General features: G+C 40.7%; 29 protein-coding genes. 21 read left to right on the top strand and 8 right to left on the bottom strand.

The window, feature by feature from the left end:
* Positions 1 to 2 precede the first annotated feature (2 nt).
* Entirely contained in the window at positions 3 to 749 is a 747-nt protein-coding gene (locus ACWJAF_RS03075) for a Tim44 domain-containing protein (RefSeq protein WP_448862120.1), read from the top strand.
* A gap of 107 nt (positions 750 to 856) precedes the next feature.
* On the top strand, positions 857 to 1,180 hold the full coding sequence (locus tag ACWJAF_RS03070; RefSeq protein ID WP_448862118.1) for a hypothetical protein: 324 nt from the start codon (positions 857 to 859) through the stop codon (positions 1,178 to 1,180).
* A 149-nt stretch (positions 1,181 to 1,329) separates the two neighbouring features.
* On the opposite strand, the gene ACWJAF_RS03065 is transcribed toward ACWJAF_RS03070, so the two are convergent.
* Positions 1,330 to 1,593, bottom strand: coding sequence for a hypothetical protein (locus tag ACWJAF_RS03065; protein WP_448862117.1), 264 nt, complete (start codon positions 1,591 to 1,593; stop codon positions 1,330 to 1,332).
* On the bottom strand, positions 1,571 to 1,744 hold the full coding sequence (locus tag ACWJAF_RS03060; RefSeq protein ID WP_448862233.1) for a DUF3990 domain-containing protein: 174 nt from the start codon (positions 1,742 to 1,744) through the stop codon (positions 1,571 to 1,573). The genes ACWJAF_RS03065 and ACWJAF_RS03060 overlap by 23 nt, the downstream gene beginning before the upstream one ends.
* A gap of 177 nt (positions 1,745 to 1,921) precedes the next feature.
* Here ACWJAF_RS03060 and tnpA point away from each other — a divergent pair, with 177 nt between their 5' ends.
* Positions 1,922 to 2,329, top strand: coding sequence for an IS200/IS605 family transposase (gene tnpA, locus ACWJAF_RS03055; RefSeq protein ID WP_448862116.1), 408 nt, complete (start codon positions 1,922 to 1,924; stop codon positions 2,327 to 2,329).
* Complete coding sequence (locus ACWJAF_RS03050; protein ID WP_448862115.1) at positions 2,326 to 3,429, top strand: RNA-guided endonuclease TnpB family protein; 1,104 nt, start codon at positions 2,326 to 2,328, stop codon at positions 3,427 to 3,429. The genes tnpA and ACWJAF_RS03050 overlap by 4 nt, the downstream gene beginning before the upstream one ends.
* A gap of 1,040 nt (positions 3,430 to 4,469) precedes the next feature.
* Here ACWJAF_RS03050 and ACWJAF_RS03045 read toward each other — a convergent pair.
* Entirely contained in the window at positions 4,470 to 4,961 is a 492-nt protein-coding gene (locus ACWJAF_RS03045) for a DUF2798 domain-containing protein (protein WP_448862112.1), read from the bottom strand.
* A 384-nt stretch (positions 4,962 to 5,345) separates the two neighbouring features.
* Between ACWJAF_RS03045 and ACWJAF_RS03040 the strand changes: the two genes are divergently transcribed.
* The 4 genes from ACWJAF_RS03040 to ACWJAF_RS03025 all read left to right on the top strand — a co-directional run bounded on the left by ACWJAF_RS03040 (position 5,346) and on the right by ACWJAF_RS03025 (position 8,579).
* Positions 5,346 to 5,816 carry a hypothetical protein gene (locus tag ACWJAF_RS03040; protein WP_448862110.1) on the top strand — a complete coding sequence of 157 codons (471 nt, stop codon included), beginning with the start codon at positions 5,346 to 5,348 and terminating at the stop codon, positions 5,814 to 5,816.
* Positions 5,813 to 6,433, top strand: a complete 621-nt coding sequence (locus tag ACWJAF_RS03035; RefSeq protein WP_448862107.1) for a hypothetical protein — start codon at positions 5,813 to 5,815, stop codon at positions 6,431 to 6,433. Before ACWJAF_RS03040 ends, ACWJAF_RS03035 begins: the two co-directional genes overlap by 4 nt.
* Before the next feature lie 138 nt (positions 6,434 to 6,571).
* Positions 6,572 to 7,849, top strand: coding sequence for a cytosine permease (gene codB, locus ACWJAF_RS03030; protein ID WP_448862105.1), 1,278 nt, complete (start codon positions 6,572 to 6,574; stop codon positions 7,847 to 7,849).
* A 217-nt stretch (positions 7,850 to 8,066) separates the two neighbouring features.
* On the top strand, positions 8,067 to 8,579 hold the full coding sequence (locus ACWJAF_RS03025; RefSeq protein ID WP_448862103.1) for a hypothetical protein: 513 nt from the start codon (positions 8,067 to 8,069) through the stop codon (positions 8,577 to 8,579).
* A 63-nt stretch (positions 8,580 to 8,642) separates the two neighbouring features.
* Here ACWJAF_RS03025 and ACWJAF_RS03020 read toward each other — a convergent pair whose 3' ends face one another.
* Positions 8,643 to 9,236, bottom strand: a complete 594-nt coding sequence (locus tag ACWJAF_RS03020; RefSeq protein ID WP_448862101.1) for an HAD family hydrolase — start codon at positions 9,234 to 9,236, stop codon at positions 8,643 to 8,645.
* Positions 9,237 to 9,470: 234 nt separating this feature from the next.
* On the opposite strand from ACWJAF_RS03020, the gene ACWJAF_RS03015 reads away from it, so the two are divergent.
* The 4 genes from ACWJAF_RS03015 to ACWJAF_RS03000 all read left to right on the top strand — a co-directional run bounded on the left by ACWJAF_RS03015 (position 9,471) and on the right by ACWJAF_RS03000 (position 12,968).
* On the top strand, positions 9,471 to 10,403 hold the full coding sequence (locus ACWJAF_RS03015; protein ID WP_448862099.1) for an AEC family transporter: 933 nt from the start codon (positions 9,471 to 9,473) through the stop codon (positions 10,401 to 10,403).
* 22 nt (positions 10,404 to 10,425) lie between these two features.
* Entirely contained in the window at positions 10,426 to 11,106 is a 681-nt protein-coding gene (locus ACWJAF_RS03010) for a Crp/Fnr family transcriptional regulator (RefSeq protein ID WP_448862097.1), read from the top strand.
* 152 nt (positions 11,107 to 11,258) lie between these two features.
* Positions 11,259 to 12,050: a Uma2 family endonuclease gene (locus tag ACWJAF_RS03005; protein ID WP_448862095.1), complete on the top strand. Its 792-nt coding sequence runs from the start codon at positions 11,259 to 11,261 to the stop codon at positions 12,048 to 12,050.
* A 48-nt stretch (positions 12,051 to 12,098) separates the two neighbouring features.
* Positions 12,099 to 12,968 (top strand): DUF1287 domain-containing protein, encoded by an 870-nt coding sequence (locus tag ACWJAF_RS03000; RefSeq protein WP_448862093.1) that lies wholly within the window; start codon positions 12,099 to 12,101, stop codon positions 12,966 to 12,968.
* A 20-nt stretch (positions 12,969 to 12,988) separates the two neighbouring features.
* Here ACWJAF_RS03000 and ACWJAF_RS02995 read toward each other — a convergent pair whose 3' ends face one another.
* Entirely contained in the window at positions 12,989 to 13,654 is a 666-nt protein-coding gene (locus ACWJAF_RS02995) for a GTP pyrophosphokinase (RefSeq protein ID WP_448862231.1), read from the bottom strand.
* A 342-nt stretch (positions 13,655 to 13,996) separates the two neighbouring features.
* On the opposite strand from ACWJAF_RS02995, the gene ACWJAF_RS02990 reads away from it, so the two are divergent.
* Positions 13,997 to 14,854, top strand: a complete 858-nt coding sequence (locus ACWJAF_RS02990; RefSeq protein WP_448862092.1) for a DMT family transporter — start codon at positions 13,997 to 13,999, stop codon at positions 14,852 to 14,854.
* Between the two features lie 44 nt (positions 14,855 to 14,898).
* On the opposite strand, the gene citX is transcribed toward ACWJAF_RS02990, so the two are convergent.
* Positions 14,899 to 15,405, bottom strand: coding sequence for a citrate lyase holo-[acyl-carrier protein] synthase (gene citX / locus ACWJAF_RS02985; RefSeq protein ID WP_448862091.1), 507 nt, complete (start codon positions 15,403 to 15,405; stop codon positions 14,899 to 14,901).
* Positions 15,406 to 15,586: 181 nt separating this feature from the next.
* Here citX and ACWJAF_RS02980 point away from each other — a divergent pair, with 181 nt between their 5' ends.
* The 6 genes from ACWJAF_RS02980 to citG all read left to right on the top strand — a co-directional run bounded on the left by ACWJAF_RS02980 (position 15,587) and on the right by citG (position 19,991).
* Positions 15,587 to 15,832 carry an AbrB/MazE/SpoVT family DNA-binding domain-containing protein gene (locus ACWJAF_RS02980; protein WP_028086491.1) on the top strand — a complete coding sequence of 82 codons (246 nt, stop codon included), beginning with the start codon at positions 15,587 to 15,589 and terminating at the stop codon, positions 15,830 to 15,832.
* On the top strand, positions 15,823 to 16,128 hold the full coding sequence (locus ACWJAF_RS02975; protein WP_296091689.1) for a type II toxin-antitoxin system PemK/MazF family toxin: 306 nt from the start codon (positions 15,823 to 15,825) through the stop codon (positions 16,126 to 16,128). The genes ACWJAF_RS02980 and ACWJAF_RS02975 overlap by 10 nt, the downstream gene beginning before the upstream one ends.
* Positions 16,129 to 16,285: 157 nt before the next feature.
* Complete coding sequence (gene citD / locus ACWJAF_RS02970; RefSeq protein WP_288663570.1) at positions 16,286 to 16,585, top strand: citrate lyase acyl carrier protein; 300 nt, start codon at positions 16,286 to 16,288, stop codon at positions 16,583 to 16,585.
* Entirely contained in the window at positions 16,585 to 17,484 is a 900-nt protein-coding gene (locus tag ACWJAF_RS02965; RefSeq protein ID WP_448862088.1) for an aldolase/citrate lyase family protein, read from the top strand. Before citD ends, ACWJAF_RS02965 begins: the two co-directional genes overlap by 1 nt.
* A gap of 1 nt (position 17,485) precedes the next feature.
* Positions 17,486 to 19,048, top strand: a complete 1,563-nt coding sequence (citF, locus tag ACWJAF_RS02960; protein ID WP_448862086.1) for a citrate lyase subunit alpha — start codon at positions 17,486 to 17,488, stop codon at positions 19,046 to 19,048.
* Between the two features lie 22 nt (positions 19,049 to 19,070).
* Complete coding sequence (gene citG, locus ACWJAF_RS02955) at positions 19,071 to 19,991, top strand: triphosphoribosyl-dephospho-CoA synthase CitG (protein WP_448862085.1); 921 nt, start codon at positions 19,071 to 19,073, stop codon at positions 19,989 to 19,991.
* Between the two features lie 113 nt (positions 19,992 to 20,104).
* On the opposite strand, the gene ACWJAF_RS02950 is transcribed toward citG, so the two are convergent.
* Positions 20,105 to 20,791 carry a response regulator transcription factor gene (locus tag ACWJAF_RS02950; protein WP_296091672.1) on the bottom strand — a complete coding sequence of 229 codons (687 nt, stop codon included), beginning with the start codon at positions 20,789 to 20,791 and terminating at the stop codon, positions 20,105 to 20,107.
* Positions 20,792 to 20,965: 174 nt separating this feature from the next.
* Here ACWJAF_RS02950 and ACWJAF_RS02945 point away from each other — a divergent pair, with 174 nt between their 5' ends.
* Positions 20,966 to 23,173, top strand: a complete 2,208-nt coding sequence (locus tag ACWJAF_RS02945; protein ID WP_448862083.1) for an ATP-binding protein — start codon at positions 20,966 to 20,968, stop codon at positions 23,171 to 23,173.
* Between the two features lie 154 nt (positions 23,174 to 23,327).
* Positions 23,328 to 24,668 carry a CitMHS family transporter gene (locus tag ACWJAF_RS02940; protein WP_448862081.1) on the top strand — a complete coding sequence of 447 codons (1,341 nt, stop codon included), beginning with the start codon at positions 23,328 to 23,330 and terminating at the stop codon, positions 24,666 to 24,668.
* A gap of 164 nt (positions 24,669 to 24,832) precedes the next feature.
* Here ACWJAF_RS02940 and ACWJAF_RS02935 read toward each other — a convergent pair whose 3' ends face one another.
* A complete protein-coding gene (locus ACWJAF_RS02935; protein WP_448862079.1) occupies positions 24,833 to 25,963 on the bottom strand; it encodes a [citrate (pro-3S)-lyase] ligase in 1,131 nt (376 codons plus the stop codon).
* Between the last annotated feature and the right edge of the window lie 93 nt (positions 25,964 to 26,056).

Genomic DNA, 26,056 nt, shown 5'->3' with positions numbered 1-26,056 from the left:
ATGTGAAAAGACATAAAGGAATATTCAAAATAATACTAATAGTTATATGCTGTATAAGCTTCACTGTTACAGGCTATGCAAGAGCCGGAGGCGGTGGTTCCGGCGGAGGATCAGGAGGTGGTTCTGGTGGAAGTTCGGGAAGCAGTTCCGGAAGTCATTATCATGGAAGTAACGGAGAAAGTAATAATCCGATTAATGCGGTTATCTGGTTTGTGCTGTTTGTGTGTGTGGCGGGGGGTGGAACGATTGTATTCTATTATGAAGTTCAAAAGGCAAAGAGAAACAGTCTTCGCGCTATGAAATCATTTGAAAAACCGGGAGAAGAATGGGACCCGAAGAAAATGACAAAATACGTGAAAGATGCGTATTTTGTCATACAGGAGTGCTGGAATCGTCAGGATACATCTTATGCGGAACAATACTTAAGTAAGAATCTTATAGAGAATTGGAATATGAAACTTGGCTGGATGGAAGTGAATCATGAAAAACCTGTACAGGAACATGTAAGCCTTCTAAGTGCTGTACCGGTATCTGCTTTCGATAATGAAGGTGAGGAGTATGACCGGGTAATCTATTTGATTCATGGAAAGATGGTTGGATATTATATCAATATCGACACGGGAGAAGTCGTCCGTGGAGACAAATTTCCGGAAGCATTCTATGAATACTGGACATTTATCAGGGAAGAAGGAAGATGGGTACTGGACGAAATCAGGCAAAAAGATGAAGTAGATGTGGGAGAGCTGTAATGTGTTCATATAAGACAAAGAACTTTATTACAATAAAACTTTATGCTGCTAAAGTGTCCGGGCGATAGTATAATAGATGCATCGAACGGAAAGGAATAATGGGGAACATGAAGAATTATATGTCAGAAAGGCTGAATCACATCGAACCATCAAAGATAGTCGAACTGACAACAAAGATAGTCAGATTAAGAGAAGAAGGACAGCATATTATAGGGCTGAATATAGGGGAGCCGGATTTTGCAACACCGGAGCATATCAGCGATGACCGGATGGAGACTTGGTTACATCGCAGCGGCAAGAGATATTGTAAAAGCAGTAAATGTAATGCAGAGCCAGATGGTTTCATACGTTCATTCGCTGTCGCAGAAAGCGGGAATTGTAGCACTCCGAGGAAGCGCACGTTGCGGTTGTTCCTGGAAGTGCATTCTTAGCGCTGGGACATCTGAGATTTACATATTCGGCTTCCATGGAAGAACTTAAGAATGCAATGAATGGTATAGAAAATGCATTAAAAAACCTGGGTACTGCGTAAAGCAGACCCAGGTTTTGTACTCTATGGAACTGTATTATTGTATCATTATCAATCTAACAATTTTCCCTCCCGGTAAGACCACTCAAGATAATCCGGATTCTGATAATACACATCTGTACGAAAATCCGAGATTTCATCACTCACTTGTTCAAAGCTGAGACAATGATTTACTTCCGCATCATACAAAAGTTTTCTGATGCCTTTTTCACCAATTTTCTCAACAATATTTTTGCGATGATTTTTTGTCTCTCTTGCGATATACTCTATTAAAGCACATACATAAAAATAATCATTTCTTTCCTTGGTTGTCATAAACAACCTCGCTTTTTACATACTTCAGGCAATCCAATGCAGATAATGTATGAAAACTTATCTGATGAGTCGGGTGTTTGAATTCTGCTAATGCCCAAAATTGTTTTCTGTTAATTCGTCCCGTGAGAAAATCATTTACATAATTCCATATATTGTACCTCGTAAAACTACCTTATTATTCGTCAGAGTTATTTTAACAAAATATAGCAAGAATTCTCCTTCCTCTACAGGTGGGAGATGAATTGCAGAAAAACGCTAAGAACACTTGTTCGATATACAAAAATATGATATAATATAATCAGTCGAAAACATAGAAGGGATTGATTATATGGAAAATATGGATCATAATGCACATTCAGTATATTTGATGTATTACCATTTGATCATGGTAGTGAAATATCGAAGAAAAGTAATCAATGATTCTATCTCGGAAAGAGCAAAGGAAATCTGGGAACATATTGCTCCATCGTATGGAATTACATTGGAAGAATGGAATCATGATATTGATCATGTCCATGTAATGTTTCGGGCACAGCCAAAATCCGAACTAAGTAAATTTATCAACGCTTATAAAAGTGCAAGCAGCAGGCTTCTGAAAAAAGAATATCCAGAGATTCGGGAGAAACTTTGGAAAGGTGCATTCTGGAGTCAGAGCTTTTGTCTACTGACAGCAGGCGGCGCATCGGTAGAAGTAATCCGTCAATATATCGAGATGCAAGGGGAGAAAAAGTATTGAATATAGCATATCGCTTTCGGATTTATCCAACAGAAAAACAGAAAATTCTGCTGGCAAAGACATTTGGATGTTGCCGTTTCCTGTATAATCAGATGCTGAATGATAAAATACAGGAATATGAGAAGACAAAAAAGATGCTTAAGGATACACCGGCAATGTATAAGAAAGAATATCCATTCTTGAAAGAAGTGGATTCCCTTGCGTTATCAAATGTGCAACTGCATTTGGAAAAAGCATATCAGAACTTTTTCAGAGATCCAAAGATTGGATTTCCAAAATTCAAGTCCAAACATCGGACCAGAAAGAGTTATACGACGAATGTGGTAAATGGTAATATCCGGTTGGAAGAGTGTCGAATCAGACTTCCAAAATTAGAATGGCTCCATATAAAAAAGCATAGAGAGATTCCGTGTGAATATCGTTTAAAGTCGGTAACTGTCAGTATGGAACCGTCCGGGAAATATTTTGCAAGTCTTTTGTATGAACGATCTGTCAGTGAAAACCAAACAACAGAGAAGGATTACAGAATTGCAAAGATCTTAGGAATCGATTATGCAATGAAAGGAATGGCCGTATTTTCAGATGATATAGTGGAGCAAAATATTGGATATTTTAGAAGAAGTGAACAGAGACTTGCTAGAGAGCAAAGAAAGCTGTCGCGATGTGTGAAAGGGAGTCATAATTATCAGCAGCAAAAAAGGAAAGTTGCGATATGTCATGAAAAGATACGGAATCAAAGAAAAGATTTTCAGCATAAACTGAGCAGAAGGATAGCTGATCAATACGATGTGGTAGCAGTCGAAGATATTGATATGAAAGCAATGAGTCAGTGTCTGAATTTTGGAAAGAGCGTATCAGATAATGGATATGGAAAATTCAGGGAAATGCTGGAATATAAGTTAGGATGGCAAGGAAAAGAACTGGTGAAAGTAGACCGTTTTTTTCCATCCAGTAAGAAATGTTGTAAGTGTGGAAAAGTAAAGAAAGAACTGAAATTATCCGAAAGGATCTATCGTTGCGAATGTGGAAATGAGATAGACCGGGATCGGAATGCAGCCATCAACATCTGTGAAGAAGCAAGAAGAATGCTGACAGCATAGAAATAAATGTCCGTATCCGGACAAAAAAGAAGCCCATAACTGGGCAAAAGAATCGCGGGACACGCGAGGATAGCTTGTAGATACTTGGCTCAAAAGAGCCATTGAGCAAGAAGCCCCCACTTCAAAATCTATGATTTAAGTGGTGGGAGCATGTCACTGATAACATGTAGAGGTAGAAAAATCCATATTACCTTCATTGATACAGTACGTATATTTAATTCATTTTGTGTATAAAAAGTTAACTCATTTATAAAACCATAAAATAATCTAAACAAAGATAACACTTATTACAATGTTAACTATACAGTAGCAAGATGATAAAACACTGAATTTTATTATCTCTTTCTTTTTGGCATCTTCGGAAATTAGTAAGCATAAGGTAATGCAACTGCATATCATGCTTAATATTTTAATTAAGATACTGTCTGTTGCCAGAATATGAAATGTAAGTAATATGTATGCGAGTGCGCTTCCAGGTAACATGCTTAATAATAATGCAGTTAAGAGTTTTATTGAATCTATGTTTTTAATGTGGCTTATGTTTAAAAATACTTTATATATAAAATAGCTTATAATTATAACAAGAGTGCTCGTGATAAATATAATAAGACTTAGAAAAAAGTGAATATTGGTAATTTTTAGTCTATGTATAGAATGAACTAAGAATTTTATTTTGTCTGAGCCGGAAATAATTGTTAGTGCTAATAGATTATATACAATAGTATAGGCAAAGAATATAATACCAGATAATATTAAGCCATTTTTTTTATTTTGCATCGAAAAGGCCCTCCTTATGTAGAATGATTTGGTTTCTTTTACTGAATGCCAATATCATACCACTTTACAAATTAAAAATGTTAAATATGTAACAATTAGGTGGATTGATGTAATAAATACTTTGAAGGGATGAAAAATGATAGCTAAGAAGCTGTGTTTTATACAGAGAATTTGCTACCGGCAATTTCTTTTTCTTATTTGAGCATAAAAAGAGCAGGAAAAACATTCCTGCTCAGTAAAAAATATATTAAATATCCAACGGTTTATTCAGCCGCTGCTACGGTACTCTTAACATTTTCCTTATCAGGAAACATCTTTCTAAAAATAAAGCGAATGAATGGTCCGCAGTAGAAAATCTGCCAGAAGAATGCTACTGGGAAATTCATGAATGTAGTCTGACACCATGTAGCAACAATATTGCTTCCAGCATCTTTGAACAGAATTGTAGCAACAAGACTCATGCAAGGACACATAATGCATACGATCATGGATGAGATTGCAAGAGTAATGAAGATTGGTCTGTCCTGAGGTGTTACGATACGGAAAGCGAGCATATGGGCAAGTTTGTCAACAAATGCAAATTCCAGAACGAAAGCAACCGGCCACATAATTTTAAGCTCACCGAAAGCCATCAGGAATACTTCATTGCTCATCCCACCTACATTAAGGCAGATATTATAGCAGATCATGACGTAAACCATCAGAAAGGACATCATAAGTGTAAAAATAACATTTTGAAATAAAGTTTTTGGCATAATTTTTGTTCTCCTTTTTTGAAAATATTAAAAAATGGGTACAAAAAAGACACTTGTGTTGTTCGTTAATCAAGCATCCACTTGTGTCGTTTCCAATTAAACCAAAATCATCTTATTTTTTTGTCCAGTAATGGATTATACACAGCATAGATGAAAAAATCAAGTTTTTTTTCAAAAACATGTAGTGGGGGGGGAATGTTACTGTATCATACGGAATTTTCTGAACTGAAAATTCCGTATGATACAGTAACAATTACACCTGTTTTTTCTTGACTATAATTAGCATTACAGGTAAGATGTTTGAGGAGTATTTTACCGGCAGTAAAATGCCGGTAGTTTGGAATATAAAAAGAATGCAAAATAGTCGGAAAAAGGAAGGAACATATGAAGGATTGGAATGAAGTAGTATTAGTACCAGAATTTAACGAGCAGGGTGTTGCCTGTTACCGCCTGGACGGGGGCGATTATCTGAATGAGTATTATATTGTATCAGAAGCAGAGACGAGAAAACTTCTGAATACGCCGGAGATTGTAGGATATGAGGTATATGACTGCCTGATTCCATCAACTTCCCAGATGCTGTATTATTTTAAAGAACAGAAGAAGGTTACAACAGCCAATATTCTTTCTATATTAAGAGGTGCGCTTAATTATCCACTGGAAGAAAGCTGCTATAGAGAGCACATCCGTGTACATGATATCAGCTTCTTATCAAGCGAGCGTGTATTTGCAGATGAGGAGATCGAAGGGCTTGAAATCAAGTACAGCAAACTGACGATGGTTCCTGACAGTACGCTGATGATCGGAGATATTATTGCAAGCGGGGAGACATTGATCCACTGCTGCGTTATGTGACAGATTTTTACAGAGAGCATGGAGCAAAGCTTCGTAATATCATCATCTTTACGATTGGTGGAACAAAGGGAATCGACATTCTTGAGAATCTTACAAAAGAGATCCGTGAGTTCTGGCCGGAGTTTGAAGGATTTATTACGGTATATTATGAAGGAATTTTCAGCACTTATCAGGATAAGGGCGTGTCTGGAATCAATCTTCCTGATGTAGACTTTTACTGGAAAGGTGGAATCATTGCACCAGAATTTAGAAGAGAGACACTGTCTATGTGCAGTCCGCTGTTTGAAAAATGTATCATCTATGATGGTGGAGCAAGACGTTACGAGATTCATGAGCATGTGGAAGAAGTTCTGGAGTTCTGGGAAGGCATCAGAGAGCGCGCAGACCAGATTGATTTTACAGAACTTCTGGAAGAAAAGATCGGATATCCGCTTCCGGTAAGCTACGAAGACTGGATTCATTATAACCATTATGAAAAAATCCGTCCTGCAGATACAAAATGGCTGTATCGTCAGGAGCAGGGATACGTAGAGAGCATGAAGAATATTACTCTCAAAGAACTGGCCGATCAGAGAATCGGAGAGTTTACAGACGCTCTTAAAAAGTATATTTTATAATGTCAGAGTGTGTATGAAAAATTATTCCTGTAATTTACATGCCCGCTGTGTGGTGAATTTTATAGAAAATATTTTTAAGGCACACTCCAGAGAGTTGTAAAAAAAGATTAGTTAGTGGAAATGAATCGGGAGATAAGAATGAAAAAAGAAATAACGACAGAAAAAGCAACAGACATCGACTACGCAGAATGCGCTGTACCCAAAGAGGGAAGAAAAGGATTCTTGACCATGTTCATGATCATGCTTGGATTCACATTTTTCTCGGCCAGCATGTGGGTAGGACAGCAGCTTGCGGAAGGACTTGATTTTTATGGATTTATTAAGTCATTGATCTTAGGTGGTATCATCCTTGGAGTCTATACAGGACTTCTGGGATATGTAGGTGCGAAGACCGGACTTAGCATGGACCTTCTGGCAAAGCGTGCATTCGGAGAGAAGGGATCTTACCTTTCTTCGGCAATGATCAGTTTTACACAGATCGGATGGTTCGGTGTAGGAGTTGCAATGTTCGCAATTCCGGTATCCGGTGAACTGCTTGGCGGTAGCAAGATCGCGATGTGGGCACTGGTTATTGTAGCAGGTGGATGTATGACTGCTTCCGCATATTTTGGAATTGATTCACTGACAGTGATCAGTTATATTGCAGTTCCGCTGGTAGCAATCCTTGGAACAGTGGCTATGATACTTGCGGTACAAAGAGGTGACGGAACAATCATCGACCAGTTCGCAAAATCCAGTGGAACGATCAGCGTTATCGGGGGAGCCGGAATGGTTGTCGGATCTTTCGTATCCGGTGGAACGGCGACTCCGAACTTTTCGAGATTTGCAAAAGATGCAAAGTCTGGAACGATTGCGACGGTGGTTGCATTCTTTATCGGAAACTCGCTGATGTTCTTCTTTGGTGCAATTGCTTACATTTTCGTTGGTGGTAATGATATCTTTGAAGTTATGATCCGCCTGAATCTGTTCTATCTTGCAATCCTGGTATTGGGACTTAACATCTGGACAACGAATGATAATGCATTATATTCATCCGGTCTTGGACTTGCTAACATCTTCAATCAGAAGAAAAAGCCGATGGTACTGATTGCCGGAATTGTCGGAACACTGTTATCTGTATGGCTTTATTACAACTTCTGTAACTGGCTGAATGTACTAAACTGTACACTTCCACCGGTAGGAATTATCCTGGTCATTTCTTATTTCATGAATAAGAAGGACTATGAAAAGCCAGACGAGAATCTGGAAGTGGTAAACTGGTTTGCAGTAATCGGAGTGATCGCAGGTGCAGTGGTTGCCAATGTGGTATCATGGGGTATCGCCTCTATCAATGGTATGGCAGTTGCGGCTGTCTTATATGTAGTGGGACAGGTTTTCAGAAAGAATGAAGCTGGAAATGAGTGCACAGAGCAGTAAATAAAATAGATAGAATTATGACTATGACAGGGACGTCTGATGAAAATCAGGCGTCCTTTTTCTGGTTGGAATACAAGGTATTGGAAAGAGGACGTTACTGTTTTCTTGACATGTGAATTGTAGTTTTTAATAAGGTAAAGTGATAATTTGTTAAAATTCCTACTGGTGTAATCGGAATGAACTTGTTACAATAGAGAGAAAAAAGGAGGCCTATATTATGAAACTTGAAAATTATGAAGTACATCTGCCAAGCTATTCAATTGGCGATAAGATATATGACAAGATCGGACCGGTGTGTGAATCGTACGGAAAGACGGTTCTGGTGATTGGAGGCAAGCGGGCACTTCCGGTATATCAGGAAGCAGATATGGTATTCGGTGTCGGAAGCGGATTCATGACACCGCTGATCTCTGTTCTTATTATTCTTGGTGCGGTATCAACTGCGGTAAATATGGTTGCGGCTATGGTAAAGCGTATCTGTAATGGCATTGAGAAGATTGAGAACAAAGATAAAAAGGAAGAAAAGAACCAGCAGGCAGCGGAAGGAAAGCCAGTTGTAAGAACTGTAATTGCTGCATTGATCTGCTGTCTGGTTGATTTTGGAATTGCACAGTTCGGACTTCTGACATTGATCCAGAAGGCTTACAGTGCACTGGCATATCTGGCGATTCCGGTAATCCTGATTCCTTATATCATTCATATGATTGTGACCAGATTTGATACGAAATAGAGTCCGGGTGTGTGACAACAGTGTCAAAGCATGAGAAGAATTTATCAGAGACAGGGCGGTTGATTAAAACTCAATCGCCCTTTTAACCGCATCAATATCGCCCGTAAATAAGATACTTTCCATACCAAGCTCTTTACTTGCAATTACATTTTCAATCGTATCATCGATAAAGAAGCACTCTCTTGGAAGAAGGTCAAATTCATTAAAAAGATGATAATAAATATCGTGTCCTGGTTTCGCCATCTTGAGAGGTGCGGAGAATACGATACCGTCGAATTCTTTTAGAATCGGATGATCGTCAAGTGCACGTTCTGCAAAACGGGTAGAAGCATTTGAAAGCAGATAGATTGGAACGCCCCGTTCTTTCAATTCTTTGATGAATTCCCATGTCTCAGGAAGCGGATCTACATACTGGAACCAGTTATCGAAGAAATCGCGGGCGGTGTCTTTCAGACGGTCCGGAAGTCCGGCAATCGTATCTTTGGCATTCTGGTCATAATCAATCGTTCCGGCATCTAATGCTACCCAGTTTTTGAAGATGGCAGCTGCAAGAATATCATAATCTTCCGGTGTGGAAGTAAATTGCCCCAGAATATAATCTCCTTTAAATTTGCCAATCACATTTCCAAAATCAAATATAATATTCTTGTACTTCATAGTCCATCCTCCCAAAATCAAATTGTAAATATCCCGTTATTCGAAAAACTGCCAATATCAGACGATAATCATCCAAGGCAGCTCATATGGGTGTTATAAGCTTTATTATAGACTTGCAGAAGTTAGGAAGCAATAAGGAAGATTGACATTATTTTGGAACATGTATATGATGATGTGAGTATCAAAAGTAAATTCTGCCAAATTCAGCAGGACAAAAAGAAAAGAGAGATTATTATGGAAATCAGTATACTTTTAATGAAACAGATTGCAGAATTATTCCTGATGATCCTGATGGGGTACATTGTAGTGAAGGCGGGATTATTAAAAGGAGATGACAGTAAGGTTATCTCCAAGATCGTATTATATTTGATCATTCCATGTGTCATCATCAATGCATTTCAGGTAGATTACACAAGTGAAAAGGTAAAAGAACTATTGCTGGTATTTGCAGCGTCGGTATTATTACAGGTAGTTCTTCTGGCAGCGGTATGGGCTGTGGGAAAGATCCTGCATCTGAATGAAGTAGAGACAGCATCGATCTATTATTCCAATTCGGGAAATCTGATCGTACCGATCGTAACATTTATTCTTGGAAAAGAATGGGTACTATATGGATGCGTATTCATGAGCGTGCAGCTGGTATTTATCTGGACACATGGAAAAAATATCTTAAGCCGTGAAGGGAAGATGGACTGGAGAAAGATCGTATTGAATGTAAATATGATTTCGGTATTTGCAGGAGTTGTGTTGTTCTTTACAAAGATCCGCCTTCCCGAGATATTGAACCAGACATTAAGTTCTGTCGGAAGTATGATAGGCCCTGCGAGTATGATCGTAACGGGAATGCTGATCGCGGAGATGAGTCTGAAAAAGATATTTACGAATGGAAGAGTGTATTTCATTTCGTTCCTCCGGTTAATTGTTGTGCCGGTTATTTCACTGATCCTGCTTAAAATAAGTGGATTGGTCAGCGGGCATCCGGATGGAAAGAAGTTGTTATTGATTGTATTTCTGGCGGTGATCACACCATCGGCATCGACGGTAACACAGATGTGTCAGGTATATGGCAATGATTCCAAATATGCCAGTGCGATCAATGTTATGACAACCCTGCTGTCGATTATAACAATGCCGCTTATGGTATTATTGTATCAGACCGTGATGTAAGAAAAGTAGAGAGGAAAAGAAGATGGAAGGAGTCAACTTAAAAGCATTAACAAAGACGGAGATATTCGCAGGCGCAAGTGAAGAAGAAGTTGCATCGATGTTAAACTGCTTAAGTGCCAAAAAAAGAAAATACCAGAAAGACGAGATTATTTTTCACGCGGGAGATACGGTGGCTTCAATCGGAGTCATGTTAACGGGAAGTGCATTAATTGAAAACGATGATGTCTGGGGGAACAGAAGCGTCCTGGATTATGTAAAAGAAGGGCAGATCTTTGCAGAGACATATGCCTGTGCGCTGGATGAAAAACTGATGGTAAATGTAATCGCCATGTCGGACTGTGAAGTGCTGTTCCTGGATGTGCGAAAGATATTAAAGGTCTGCCCGAATGCATGTGAATTCCATCAAAACCTGGTGCAGAACCTTCTTGCGATATCCGCACAGAAGAACCTGAATCTTTCCAGACGTATCTTTCATACGTCATCAAAGACGATAAGAGGACGATTGTTATCGTATCTGTCTTATCAGGCGATGGAATGTGGGAAAAATGAGTTCGACATTCCATATAACAGACAGCAGCTTGCGGATTATCTCGGGGTAGATAGGTCTGCGATGTCAAATGAGCTTGGAAAAATGCAGAAAGACGGACTGATTGAAGTGAAGAGAAATCATTTCCGAATATTAGATGTGGATGTTACAGCTTAATTCAATCAAATAACGGAGTGGATTGCAAATGGTTTGAATATGGCTTTTAAATGGTTTGAAAATGGTTGAATATAAATGATAGATATGATATAATATATTAACAAATAAGTGTTGTTTATATAAAATCAAGTATGATGCAAAGAGGTGTGGTCATGAACATTCAAGAGATGAAAGAAAAGAAAAAAGAAATGGGATACACCAATGAACAGATTGCTGAACTTTCAGGAGTACCACTCGGAACGGTGCAGAAGATTTTTGGAGGGGCAACAACCTCACCGCGCTATGATACATTGAATGCATTGGAAAAGATATTTTTGCCGGAAAAACGGGAAAATCATTACACATCGGTTTTGAAAGACGGAAGTACCGCCTATACAGTAAAGCGTCAGGGAGAGTATACGCTGGAAGACTATTATGCCCTTCCGGATGAGCATAGAGCAGAACTGATTGATGGTGTGCTTTATGATATGGCATCACCGGGAACGCTGCATCAGATGGTGGGAGGATATATTTATGCAAGATTCCTGGAATTCGTTGCGAAGAATCAGGGAAAATGTATACCATTGATCGCACCGTTAGATGTACAGCTTGACTGTGATGATAAGACAATCGTGGAGCCGGATGTAATGATTGTGTGTGACCGGGAGAAGCTATATAAAAACAGGATATATGGTGCGCCGGATTTCATATTGGAAGTGTTATCGAAGTCTACCAGACGACGCGACATGGTTACAAAACTCCAGAAATATGCGAATGCAGGGGTAAAAGAATACTGGATGGTAGATATAGAAGGAAGACGTGTATTTGTCTATATTTTTGATGAAGAAAATTATCCGGCAATTTATGGATTCGATTCCAAAGTTCCGGTATATATATGGGGAGGACAGTGTAAAATTGATTTTTCAGAAGTTTATAATTATATCCGTTTTCTGATTGAAAGCTAGAACGGGGTAAGATACAATGAAGGTATATATGGAGGAGGGGAACAGGAGATGGCAAAATTACTTATGGCAGCAACACCAATATCCTATTATCTCGTTGTGATAAATGTTGTTGCATTTATTCTATATGGACTGGATAAAGCAAAGGCGGTAAAGCATCAGTGGAGGATTCCCGAGGCAACATTGCTTGGTGCTGCATTTGCTGGCGGCGCATTTGGCGCATTTACTGGTATGATCGTATTTCATCATAAGACGAGAAAGATGAAATTCAGGATTTTGATTCCGATTGCGATTCTTATATGGCTGACTCTTGGGGGATTCCTGGCGGGGCGTGATGTAGTAGGACTGACGAAGGCAGATCGTCCAAAGAATGAATATAATGCTACGGAGATTGTACAGTATCATAGCAGCGTTGATAAAGATAACGATGGTACAGATGATCAGATGGATATTTTGAATAATGCACTGGCCTATGTGCAGACCAGGCCGGTTTATAAGAGTAAATATTATGAGACGGGTTACCCGGATGACAGGTATGGAGTCTGTACAGATGTTGTTGGTTATGCACTTAGGAAAAGCGGCTATGATCTACGAGAGCTGGTAGATGAAGATATCAGAAAGAATCCGGAGGATTATGATGTAGATAAGCCGGATAAGAATATTGATTTCCGAAGAGTGAAGAATCTGAAAATATATTTTGAACATACAGCAATCAGCCTGACCACGGACGTGAATGATATTGAACAATGGCAGGGTGGGGATATTGTAGTGTTTAAGAATCATATAGGGGTGATTTCTGACAGGCGGAATGCAGAAGGAGTACCGTATGTGATACATCACAATGATCCGTATCAGAAAAATTACGAAGAGGATATCCTGCAAAGCAGAAAGGATATTGTTGGTCACTTTAGAATATCGTAGTGGTAAAGCACTGTGAAATATTACCAAATTTCACAGTGCTTTTTTGTTGCATTTTCTGCAATCACATTACGGACATGCTGCATACGCATATCCAGATCGGCACTGATCTTGGCACAAGCCAGCATTTCGTCTTCCAGGTATTTTGCTTTATCTGCCGGGATATTTTTCTTATAACGCAGTTTGTGCTCCAGGCTTGCCCAGAAATCCATGGCAATCGTACGCAACTGTACTTCTACGGTTACGTTTCGTTTCCCTTCCTGCAGGAAAATTGGAACACTGATAATCAGATGAAGACTTCTGTATCCACCTGGTTTAGGATTCTTGATATAATCCTTTTTTTCGAGAAGTGTGATATCATCCTGTGAAAGAAAACAATCAGCCAGCATATAGATATCATCAGGGAAAGAACAGATGATCCGGACACCTGCGATATCGTGGATATTTTCCTCAATAGAGGGAATCGTGATTGGAATATCCTTTCTGCGGATCTTTTTAATTAAGCTGTCCATGGATTTGACACGGGATTTGATATCTTCGATCGGATTACGGTCATATTCCAGGGAATACTGCTCGTTTAATACTTTAAATTTGGTCTCTACTTCCATAATGGCACACTGATAATAAGACATCAGTTTGTCAATCGGCTTTTTGTTTTTATTAATAAAATCGAGAAACTCATCGGACATCAGACTGTTTCTGACAAAACGTTCTTTGCGTTCTTCGATAATTGTTTCGAGGTGCTTCAACTTGCATTTCTCCTTTCATAATCAAGGAATATTTTACCATATATATTGTTAGATTTCTATCAGTTAAGAGCGGAATTACGCTGATCTGGAGTGAAATACAACAATATAAAGAAATTGTAGTACGAGCAGATTTAGAGCATGCATTGAAAAATGCGCCAGAGACAGTGTATGTACAAAATTAAGATCAAGAGTTGGATATATTCACACATAAAATTTTTCGTGGTAAGATAAATGGCATGACATAGAATGTAAAAACGAAAAAATTGTGAGGAAGTGTATAGTATGAATTCCAGGTACAAAGGAATATTTTTTATTACATTATCAGCATTATCATTTGCATTTATGAATGCATTCGTAAGACTTTCCGGTGATCTGCCTTCGGTACAGAAGAGTTTTTTCAGAAATCTGGTCGCTTTTTTTATTGCGTTGATAATGATTCTAAGAAGTAAAGATGGGTTTAAGATTGAAAAGGGTAATCTGAAGTATATGATCCTGCGTGCAACATTTGGTACGGTAGGTATCCTGTGTAACTTCTATGCGGTGGATCATCTGGTATTGTCAGATGCGTCGATGCTGAATAAGATGTCCCCGTTCTTTGTTATCATCTTTTCATTTTTACTGTTAAAAGAAAAGATGACACCGGCGCAGGCATTGGCAGTTGCCGGGGCATTTATCGGAAGCTTGTTCGTGATCAAACCCACATTTACGAACATGGCACTGGTCCCTTCACTGATCGGTCTGTGCGGCGGGATCTGTGCGGGTATTGCTTATGCGATGGTGCGTATTCTGGGACAGAGAGGACAGAAAGGTTCTTCGGTCGTTATCTTCTTTTCGGGATTTTCCTGTGTGGTTACGCTGCCATATCTGATCTTGGATTTTCATCCGATGAGTGGATTACAGATTCTGACGCTTCTTGGTGCGGGACTTGCGGCTGCGGGCGGTCAGTTCGGAATCACGGCGGCTTATTATCATGCACCTGCGAAAGAAATCTCCATCTACGATTATTCGCAGATTATCTTCTCTACGATCCTTGGATTCTTCCTGTTCGGGCAGGTGCCGGATCGGTATAGTGTGCTTGGTTATGTAATTATATGTGCGATGGCGCTTTGGATGTTTATTTATAATAAGAACCGGGAGTGAGTTTCTAAGTTTTATGGAGACCCGGGGAGCCGACGCTTCATGAATTAAATAAAAAATTGATTTAACAATTCTTCAATCCTTGCCTGCAGTTCCTCAACCGAATGCTTCCTCGACCGCGCACATTCCTGTGCCTGGCATCCGCAGATGATACATTTGCGGTAGGTGCCGCGGGATAACTTCATACCATCAGTTCCAATGACATCCATATCAAAGAGCCGTCCGAGAGGATGGCTTTCTTCGATTTCTGTTGCAAGTGTCTTGATATCTTCGGCGGGGGCATCCAATGCCATGATCAGTTCATCACCGGAAGGTTCGTGGAATTCTTCGGTGTGAAGGATTGTTATATTGTGAGCAGAAAGAGCTTTTAATAATTCCGCTTTCCCGGAATCAAAAGCTTTCCGGATCTGTTCGTTGGTTTTTACCGGTCCTGGGATGTTCATGCAAAAAGACAGGACTGGTTTATCATATTTACTGATCAGTTCGTTCTGGATGCTTACACGCCGGTCGCGGCAGTTCATCATATCTGTGATAGTTACGTTTATTCCGTTCATATTGAAAGAACTCCTTTCGTATCAAAAGTGTATATTTAAATTGATTTGGCATGTTATTTTCTTTGTAATCATTATAAGATTTTACCAGTGGATTTTCCAGAAAAAGAAAATAAAGAATAATTGAAATATAAATATGCATAGTATATACTATGTATATACAAAAAACGAAGGAGGTTGTTTTATGCAGGCACAAGTAAAAACATGGGGAAATAGTCAGGGAATTCGCATTTCAAAAGAAATATTAAAAGCTGCAAATATAAAACTTGATGATATTCTGGATGTGAAAATATCTGATGGAATGATTACGTTAGTAAAACCTTTCAGACATAAGACATTGGAGGAACGGGCAGAGCGGTATGGAGGAAAGCTTAATCTAAACGGAGAGTATGATTGGGGAGAAAGAGTCGGAAGAGAGGGATGGGAATAATGGTCCATCAAGGCGATATTCTAAAAGTGGAGAAAATTAAAAATCCAGTATTAGTTGTGAGTAAGGATTTTTTTAATGAGACAGGAGAAATTATAGGATGTCCGATATTTGATTATAATATAGAGAGTCCACTTCATATAGAGATAGAAACGGAAAACAGGAAAGAATATGTACAGTGTGAAAATCTTAGTATGTTGGATTTGAATATGAGAGGATTTTCAGTTATAGACAGAATCTCTATTAATTATGTAATGGATATAACGGATACAATACAAGGAATATTTGATTATATATAAAAACAAAGGCTGCAGCTGTTACATGGCTGCGGCCTTTTTGCGAATTCTTAACAAATATTAAGGAAACAGATGTCTTTGATGTAAGGTTTTATTACTATGATAAACCCATAAAGAGATAAACAAAGTCACAAGATAAATGAAAGAGGAGGATACAAACATGGAGATTAAAAGACCTGCAATAGCGGGAACATTAGAATCCAGTGACTGTCAGGTAATGGTAGAGGCCGGGGAAGGAAAGATCGACCTGTCATTAGACAGCGCAGTAATCAATCAGTATGGTAATCAGATTCGCAAGGTTGTCCTTGAGACACTTGAGAATCTTGGAGTAGACGATGTGAAGATTGCAATCGTTGATAAAGGAGCACTTGACTGTACGATCAAGGCAAGAGTAGAAGGAGCAATTTTCCGTTCTGTAAAACAGTTAGATAATCTGCCATGGGGAGGTGCGATCAGATAATGAATCCAAATAAAAAACGTTTAAGAAGAACCATGATGTTTTTGAATGCCCAGAAGCCTGGACTTATCAAAGATCCATATATTTACAAACCAGATTCTATTATGCTGGATCTGGAAGATGCAGTAGCTGAGAATCAGAAGGATGCAGCGAGATTCTCTCTGTTCCACGCACTGAGAAGCATTGATTACAGAGGATGCGAACGTGTCGTACGTATCAATGGCCTGGATTCTCCTTACTGGAAGGAAGACATCCGCTGTTCGGTAGCCGGCGGCTGTGATGCGATCCGTATTCCAAAGACAGAGACAGAAGAAGATGTTAAACTGGTAGAAAAAGAAGTTGTAAGAGCAGAGCGTGAGTTCGGACGTCCGGAAGGAAGTGTCCTGATCATGGCAGCGGTAGAATCTGCAAGAGGTGTGATGAATGCCCTTGAGATCTGCGAAGCTTCTGACCGATTATTCGGAGTTGCGTTATCCGGTGGAGATTACACAAAGGACTTACAGACACACATCACAGGAACTGGTATCGAGCTTATGGGAGCAAGACAGAACCTTGTAATTGCAGCAAGAGCAGCAGGCGTGCAGTGCTTTGATACGGTATACACAGACCTTGATAACATGGAAGGATTCCGTCAGGACGTAGAGACGATCCACCTTATGGGATTCGATGGAAAATCCATTATCAACCCAAGACAGATCAACACCGTACATGAGATCTATACACCATCTCAGAAAGACATCATTTTTGCAGAAAAGGTTGTAAAAGAGATCGATGAGAAGAAGGCACAGGGAATCGGTGTATTTACAGTAGACGGTAAGATGATCGATATCGCATTCTACGACGGCGCAAAGAGAACGATCAGTCTGGCAAAAGCCTCAGGCGTGTACAAGGGGGATTTATAAGATGATTAATGCAGTTGGAAGAGACATTCCGGAAGAGATTCTGGAAGCTACAGGAAAAGAAGTATTTCAGGGAACACATCATTTTGATGGATACGAATATAGAAAACAGGGACCAATGACAAAATGTGTTATCAACTCGAACGGAAGCAAACTTGTGGATAACATTCGCGATGTCCTGGAAAAATGTGGAATCAAAGACGGAATGACAATCAGTTTCCACCATCATTTCCGCGACGGTGACTATGTTGTAAATATGGTCATGAAAGAGATCCACGATATGGGAATCAAAGATATCACAATCTGTGCAAGTTCCCTTGGTAAAGCACATGCACCACTGGTTGAATATATCGAAGATGGTACAATTACAAATATCGAATCTTCCGGTGTACGTGGAGCGATTGGAGAAGCTATTTCTCATGGAAAATTAAAAGGACTTGCAATCATGCGTTCCCACGGTGGACGTGTCCGTGCGATTGAAAGCGGGGAGACACAGATCGATATCGCATTCGTCGGAACTCCGACAGCAGATGAATATGGTAACTGCCGTGGTATCGGTGGAAAGTCTGACTGTGGTGTGCTTTCTTATGCGATGGCGGATGCTTACCATGCAGACAAGGTTGTAGCGATCACAGACTGCCTGGTTCCATTCCCGAACTTCCCGGCTCACATTTCTATGACAAAGGTTGATTATGTCGTAGTTGTAGATGAGATCGGTGATCCGAAGAAGATCGCCACAGGAGCAGCAAAGCCGACGACAGATATGAGAAAGCTTATGATGGCTGATTACTGTACACAGTTCGTTGTAAATACACCATATTTCAAAGATGGATTCTCTTATCAGACAGGTGTAGGTGGTGCATCTATCGCATCTACAATTTCACTTGCCAAGATCATGAAAGAGAGAAACATCCGTATGAGATTCGGTGTCGGGGGCTTAACAAAACCTATGTGTGACCTTCTGATCAATGATCAGGTAGATGTACTTCTGGATACACAGGACTTCGACCTTGCAGCCGTAGAATCTGTAAAGAACCTGAAACATTTCCGAATCAGTGCAGGAGAATATGCGAACCCGTTCAATAAGGGCGCAGTTGTAAACAAACTGGACTTCGTAATCCTTGCAGCACTGGAAGTAGACGTACACTTCAACTGTAACGTAGTTGTGGGATCAGACGGAATGCTGACAGGAGCACAGGGCGGACATCCGGACACAGCAGCAGGAGCAAAATGCTCGATCGTTATCGCACCGCTGCTTCAGGGAAGAATCCCGGCTATCTGTACAGACGTAACAACCGTTACAACTCCTGGAGAGACTGTAGACGTAGTCGTAACAGATTATGGTATTGCAATCAACCCTAGAAGACAGGATCTGATCGAGGCCATGAAGGATGTAGATCTTCCATTCAAGACGATCGAAGAATTAAGAGATATTGCTTACTCTATCGCAGGAGAGCCACAGAAGGTTGAATTCGGCGACAGAGTGGTAGGAATCATCGAGAGCCGTGACGGTACGATCATGGATGTTGTAAGAGAAGTAAAGCCATTTGAATTCTCTGAGGACTAAATAAATGAAAGGAGTGGGAAAGATGGAAGCTGTAAGAATGTTAAATCAGACCGGAGTGCAGACAGCAGAGCACATCGGGGCGCTCGCATACCGTGCACTTCTGGAAGAAGTCTATACCACTCCGAAACCGGGACTCGTAGATCTTGCGACGACCGGAGCACATACCGATATGGATGTGCATACATTTGAAAGAAGTGCAGCAGCACTTCACCCCTGGTTTGTGCGGATGGCTCTTGAAGGAGAGACCTTCCAGGGGACACCCCGTGAACTTTTTCTGAAAATCAGAACTTATGGGATCGCAGCAGAACAGGAAATGTACCGGGCAACCGGCGGCGTGAATACGCACAAGGGACTGGTCTTCACCCTTGGCATCTTCTGTGCGGCAGCGGGCAGAATGAAAAAAGAAGGAAAAAGAATGACTGTCAGGGGGCTGGTACATATGGAACAGCTTATGACAGCCGAAGTCTTAAAGGAAGAGATCCTGCATCTGGTTTCGCCGTCGGAGGCAGGGAATCTGAATGAAAGATTTCAGACAAACGGGATAAAGAACCTGCGGGCTTATGGAACAGCAGGCATCAGAGGAGAGGCACTTCTGGGATACCCTTCCGTCACAGAAGCAGCTCTTCCGGTATTGCAGCAGGGAAAAAGAGAGGGAAGAGACTGGAATCTTGTCAAACTCCAAGGCCTCATGACACTGATGAGTCATGTACAGGATTCCAACATTCTCTCAAGGACTTGTCCGGAAGTATTGGAAAATGTTCATCAGGAAGCCAGACGCTTTTTGCATGATGAGGGCGCTTATCAGAAAGATGCAGTGCAGATATTACTTCAGATGGATCAGTCCTTTATACAGAGAAATATCAGTGCAGGAGGCTGTGCAGATATTCTGGCAACAGCGGTTTTTCTGGATTCGTTATTAGAAGAGGAAGAAGCATGCTATTAGAAGGAAGACTTGTGATTTGCTTATCGAAAACAAAAAAATACAGGAGCTGATCCCGGCTGATATCCGGAACAGACTCCTGCGTACATTGCAAAAATGTATGTATGAAACAAGGTTTAAGGAATAAACCTGTACCCAAGCCCGCGGATCGTAATGATATGCTGCGGGCTTTGTTTATTATCTTCGATTTTGCCGCGCAGACGGTTGATGTAGACCATGATCGCATTGTCATCAATGGCGACGGTATTGCCCCAGACATGTTCATAGATCATATCTTTGGTGAATACCTGCTGTGGGTGCTTCATAAAGAGAAGAAGGAGTGCGCTTTCTTTGGCAGAAAGGATCAGTTCTTCTCCGTTCTTATAGAACCGCATGGTAGAAGAATCATAGCTGAACGGACCGGCTTCCAGAACATCGGAGCTGTCCAGAACCAGATTCTTATTCCTGCGGATCAGTGCTTTTACCTTGGCTCCAAGAACCAGCGGACGGAATGGCTTGGTAATGTAGTCATCGGCACCAAGTGAAAGACCGTACAGGGAATCATAGTCTTCGTTTCTTCCACTGACGATCATAACCGGGGTGCTGATACCTTGATTACGGATCTTTTTGATGACCTCAAAACCTTCCATGTCGCCAAGCATAACATCCATTAAGATAATATCAAATGTGTGATTCTTTATGATATTAAGAGCTTCTTTTCCGGACATTGCAATGGTCGGATCCAGCTCATTACTTTTCATAACTTTCTCTAATAATTTGCAGATGGCCGGGTCGTCATCTACAATCAGTACTTTATCAGCCATTTCAGGAACCTCCTTAAAATCTGCTAAAACCTTCTGAAAAGGCTATACAATCATATAAAAACATTATAATATTATTCTATATTGAAGTCAATTCGATCGGGATGTGTTTGAAAAAACCTTGCAGAAAGCATGTTACTGTTCACTGATAGTGAAGTAAAAAGGGGAGTTGGTGATATGATGAAAAAGAATGGAAATACCAGAACAATGAGTAGAAAATGGATTGCGGGAGCAGTCCTTTTATTTGCTTTTTTTGTTATGGCGGGTATCCATATATGGAAAGATTACAGGGATACACTGATGGCCAATCAGATAGATCAGCTGCAGATCACGACACAGATCCTGAGTAAGAATATGGAATCATCTATACAGGAATACGAAGATGATCTGGACTTTTTTGATGGTTTGGAATTGCTGGATGATGTACAGTCATCAGAAGAGACGAGGAAGATATTCCAAAGCTATATCAATACGAAAGAAGTATTTGTCGAAGATCTGTTCTGGGAAAAAGAAGACGGGACATTTATCACAAGTGTATCCGGACGTCAGTATCATGATCCGGTTAAGATTGCACAGATGGATGATGTAAGATCTCTTTATCAGATGAAAGATGAGTATACGCAGCAGGAAAAATATATGGTGGTAAAAAAAACGATTGCAGAAGGCAAACGTATCTGTCTGGTTGTAGACGAAGAAAAATATTATAACAATATCATTTCCGATATTAAGATTGGAAGCAACGGTTACATTGTGATCAAAGCTTCGGACGGTAAGATACTCATGCATCCGGATAATGAACAGTGGGGAATCGATGTAATTGCAGGAAGAAAGAAGATGTACCCGGATCTGGACTTTTCAAGTCTGGAGCAGATGATAGAAGATCAGAAAAAAGGTGTGGAAGGAGTGTCCATCTATTATTCGTACTGGTGGACTAAGAAGAACCTTCCAAGAGTGAAAAAGATCAGCGTCTATACACCGGCCAAAATAGGCGATGATTTTCTGGTAATCAGCAGTGTGACGGATTACAGTGATTTTTATCAGCCGATCCGGGAAGGATTTACAGGACTTTTACTTCTTTTTGCAGGGATTCTTGCAATTTCGATGCTGGCCTTCTTTTTAGCAATGAAAATGTTTCACCAGAGGAAGCAGATTGAATCAGAAAATGCATATTTAAAAGAATTGAATGGATTATTAGAAGAAGTCCATCAGAATGAAGAGACGATCGCACATCAGCAGCGTCTGCAGATCATGGGTACAATGACAGGCGGAATTGCACATGAATTCAATAACTTCCTGACACCGATCATGGGATATGCAGAATTGTTGCTGATGGAATTTCCAGAAGATTCGGATGAATATGACAGCGTGATGGAGATCTATGAAGCAGCGGAGAAAGCAAACGATGTTGTGCGCCAGATATCAACACTCAGCCGTAAGAATGTCGAGACCGTATACAAAGAAGTTCCGGTAGCGCAGATGTTAAGGCGTGCGGTGAAGATGGCAGATTCCGTATGCCCGGCAGGAATTCATATGGAGAATCATATAGACATTTCAGATCAGAGTATTCTGGGCAATGCAACGCAGCTTCACCAGGTGATCTTAAATATCTGTGTCAATGCGGTCCATGCGATCGGCAAGAAGAATGAAGGCAGGAAAAACGAGGATAAGATCGAAGGTAAGATTGAGATCAGCGGAAAAGAAATGGCGTATCAGGAGATGGATGAGGAGCTTAAGAAACATTTGAATGATGCATGGGAGCATTACATCTGTATCGAGATCCGGGACAATGGATGTGGTATGGACAGTGAGACGCTGCGTCAGATCTTCAATCCGTTCTTTACAACGAAGAAGGGCGGGGAAGGTACCGGGCTAGGCCTGGCACTTGCAGAGCAGATTATTCTTTCTCATAAAGGATACATTTATGCGGAGAGTGAAAAGGATATAGGCACAACATTTCATATTCTGCTTCCGGTTATGGAGAAAAGTGAGAGCATGGAACTGGCCAGGACAGAAGAAGCTCAGGGAATCAGAATCGTGGCAGCAGATGATAATGTAAAAGTACTGAAGCTGCTTCAGAAGAATTTTTCAAAACTTGGTGCTGAGATTCAGATATTTACGAATAAAAAGGAATTACTGGAGCATCTGAAGAGTAAAGGTGCGGATGTATTGTTCGTGGATGAAAGTATGGAGGATATCGGCGGGATTGATTTTTGTATGTCGGTGCAGGGCAAGTATCCGGATATGAAAAAGATCCTGATGGTAAGTCATATCACCCGCGAGATTGCAGAGGCAAAGAGCAGGGATATTATTGACGGTTATGTGGAGAAACCGGTATCAGCGACGATGTTGTTAGAGGCCGTAAGAGATGCGGCTGCAGAAGGCTAGAGTGTTCGGAAAAAAGAACAGTTTCTTAACGATTTTAAAGAAGAACCTTAACAGACTGTAAGATGAATTTCTTAAGTATGTAAGGTTCTTTTTTTATACTTATAACCATCAAGAGGAAAACGAAAAAAGTACAAAGGAAAGGATGGAAGAAGAAATGAATGAAACAATGCTTGCAGTCCTTGGATTTGCAACGGTTATAACAATTATTGTTCTGCTTCTAAGGAACGTAACGGTTCCGGCACTGGCGTTCGTTGGTGTATCAACAGTGACCACAGCTATTCTTGTGGCGACAAAAACATTTACAATTAAGGAAATGGGTGAATTCATCCAGGCCGGTGTGGAGGGCGTTCACGGAACCGCTGCACTGTTCATCTTCTCAGTATTATTCTTCGGTATTATGACCGATGCGGGAATGTTCGATAAGATCATCGGAAAACTGATGAAAAAAGTAGGAAGTAACGTTGTAGGAGTTGCAGTGATGACTTGTCTGATCGCTATGATCGCACACTTGGATGGTGCAGGAGCCGCTACATTCCTGATCACAATCCCCGCTATGCTTCCGGTATACAAAAAACTTGGTATGAGACCTACAACACTGATGCTGATCTGTGTATCTGCCATGGGTGTTATGAACCTTCTGCCATGGGGCGGACCGACGATGAGAGCGGCAACCGTTCTTGGAATTGAGCCGAATAAATTATGGTTACAGATTCTTCCGATGCAGATTGTAGGTATTATCATTGCACTTGCGACAGCAGTCATCTGGGGAAATATCGAAAAACGCAGAGGCGCCGGAACAGAAGAAGTGATGGCAAAAGCTGCACTTGAGATGCAGGAAGAAGAGGGAGAATCAGGTGTGAAAGAAAATGATCTGGCAAGACCTCAGAACTTTATCTTTAACCTGATCCTGACACTGGTTGTGATCGCATGTCTGATCTTTGTGCAAGTACCATCCTATTATGTATTTATGATTGGTTGTGTTATTGCATTATTTGTCAACTATCCTGGAGCAAAGCTTCAGAATAAGATTATTAAGTCGCATTCCGGACCGGCTATTATGATGGCCTCCACTATTTTATCCGCCGGAGTATTCTTAGGTGTTATGGAGCAGTCAGAGATCATGATGCACATGGCAAATGTACTGGCTGGACTGATTCCTCAGTCTATGGGAAGATTCCTTCCGATCATTATCGGACTTCTGGCTGTACCATTTACACTATTATTCGATACCGACTCTTTCTTCTTCGGTCTGATGCCGATCCTGATCAGCATCGCAGGCGAATTCGGAGTCGAGGCTGCACACATTGCAATTGTTATGGTTGTATGCCGTAACTGTGCAACATTCATCAGTCCTGTGGTACCTGCCACCTTCCTTGGTGTTGGTCTTGCAGGTGTTGAGATCAAGGATCATATTAAGAAATGTTTCTTCTGGATCTGGGGTGTCAGCATTATCTGTCTGATTGCCGGACTGATCTTAGGTGTGATTAAATTATAGACATTATCAAATTAGTTTGTTATTCCTCATAAAGTTTTACCATTGCGGGGTGAGATATCCTGCAAAAGGGACCGGTTCTGGTGGGCTGGTCCCTTCTCTCTTTTTTATATGAAACATTAATGTTTTAGGATTGTGGGAGCATGCATAGTGTATTAAACCCCTAATTAATAATGTATTACATTTCCCGAATTCCGTATCCTCTCAATAACCTCTTTTGCTTCCTTACTTTCAAAATACCGCAGTGTACTTTCCGGTACAAGTTTCTTAAGTGTATCCACATCATTATCTTTGATTGCCTGCCGTACCGTAGAAGCGCTGATTGCTTTTTTTCCATCAGTTTTTCTCGGAACAATAATGCATTCTATACCATTTTCAGGTAGTTTTTCTGACATGATATTATTATAGATTCCTGTAACCAGGCTGGTTGGTTCTTCGCCGACGTAGCGGCGGTTGATGCCGAGTGTCTGTGCGATTTCAGTGAAGACTGTTAAGTCCAGCATGGCGTGGCTTTCGATGACAGCATTTTCATCTTTCTGGAAATAACTCGGGAAGGTTGCGTTACTGATGATGTAGGGACCGCTGTCGTGATAGCAGATGTTGTCAAGATGTGCGGTTCCTTCCATTACGAGCTGTTTTCTTACTTTGAATGGGACGAGGCTTGCATCTTCGCTTACGATGAAAAGATGCAGCAGGTCATTTTCACGGGCTGCTTTTTCTACCAGGTACTGGTGGCCGAGTGTGAACGGATTGGCGTTCATGACCAGGGCGGCAATCTTACGGTCGGCAGTAGATGTATCCGGCAGAGCGTTGTCAGACTGCAAGGTGGCAGTGTTAGCGGATGTGTCTTTTGTAAGAGTCTGAAGCTGCAGGGCAGAAGATTCTTCCAGTTTTTTCAGATAATTTTTAAACCCTGTCCGTCTGTTTTCCATGAATACAATTTGTTCATCGATCCTTGCAATTTCATAAAATCCGAGGTCCCCGAAAAATTTAGCGGAAGAACATTTGGTATAAAGGAACAGGTGTGTATTGCCACGCTCAAACTGTACTTCGATCAGATGTGAGATAATCTGGTTCATAAGTCCCTCGCCCTGATGCTCAGAGCTTACGGCAAGGCAGCGGAGTGTATTGCCAAAACAGCTTCCGGTAGCGATGATATTCATCTCATCATCGTACATACCGCATGTATAATCAAGGTTGGCATCCAGGCGGATTCCTTCAGCATTAAGAAGGGCGGTGACACCCTGGATTACAGTTTTGTCAGTGTGTGAAATCTGAGAAATATAATAATCAGGCATAGCATTTCCTTTCTGTAAATATTTACTTAGTGTTATTCACTATATTATCATGGATTTTATTCGATATCTCATAGAATCATGGAATTATCATAT

The organism is Dorea sp., assembly GCF_977044405.1.
This window is presented reverse-complemented; position numbering and strand designations above follow the sequence as displayed.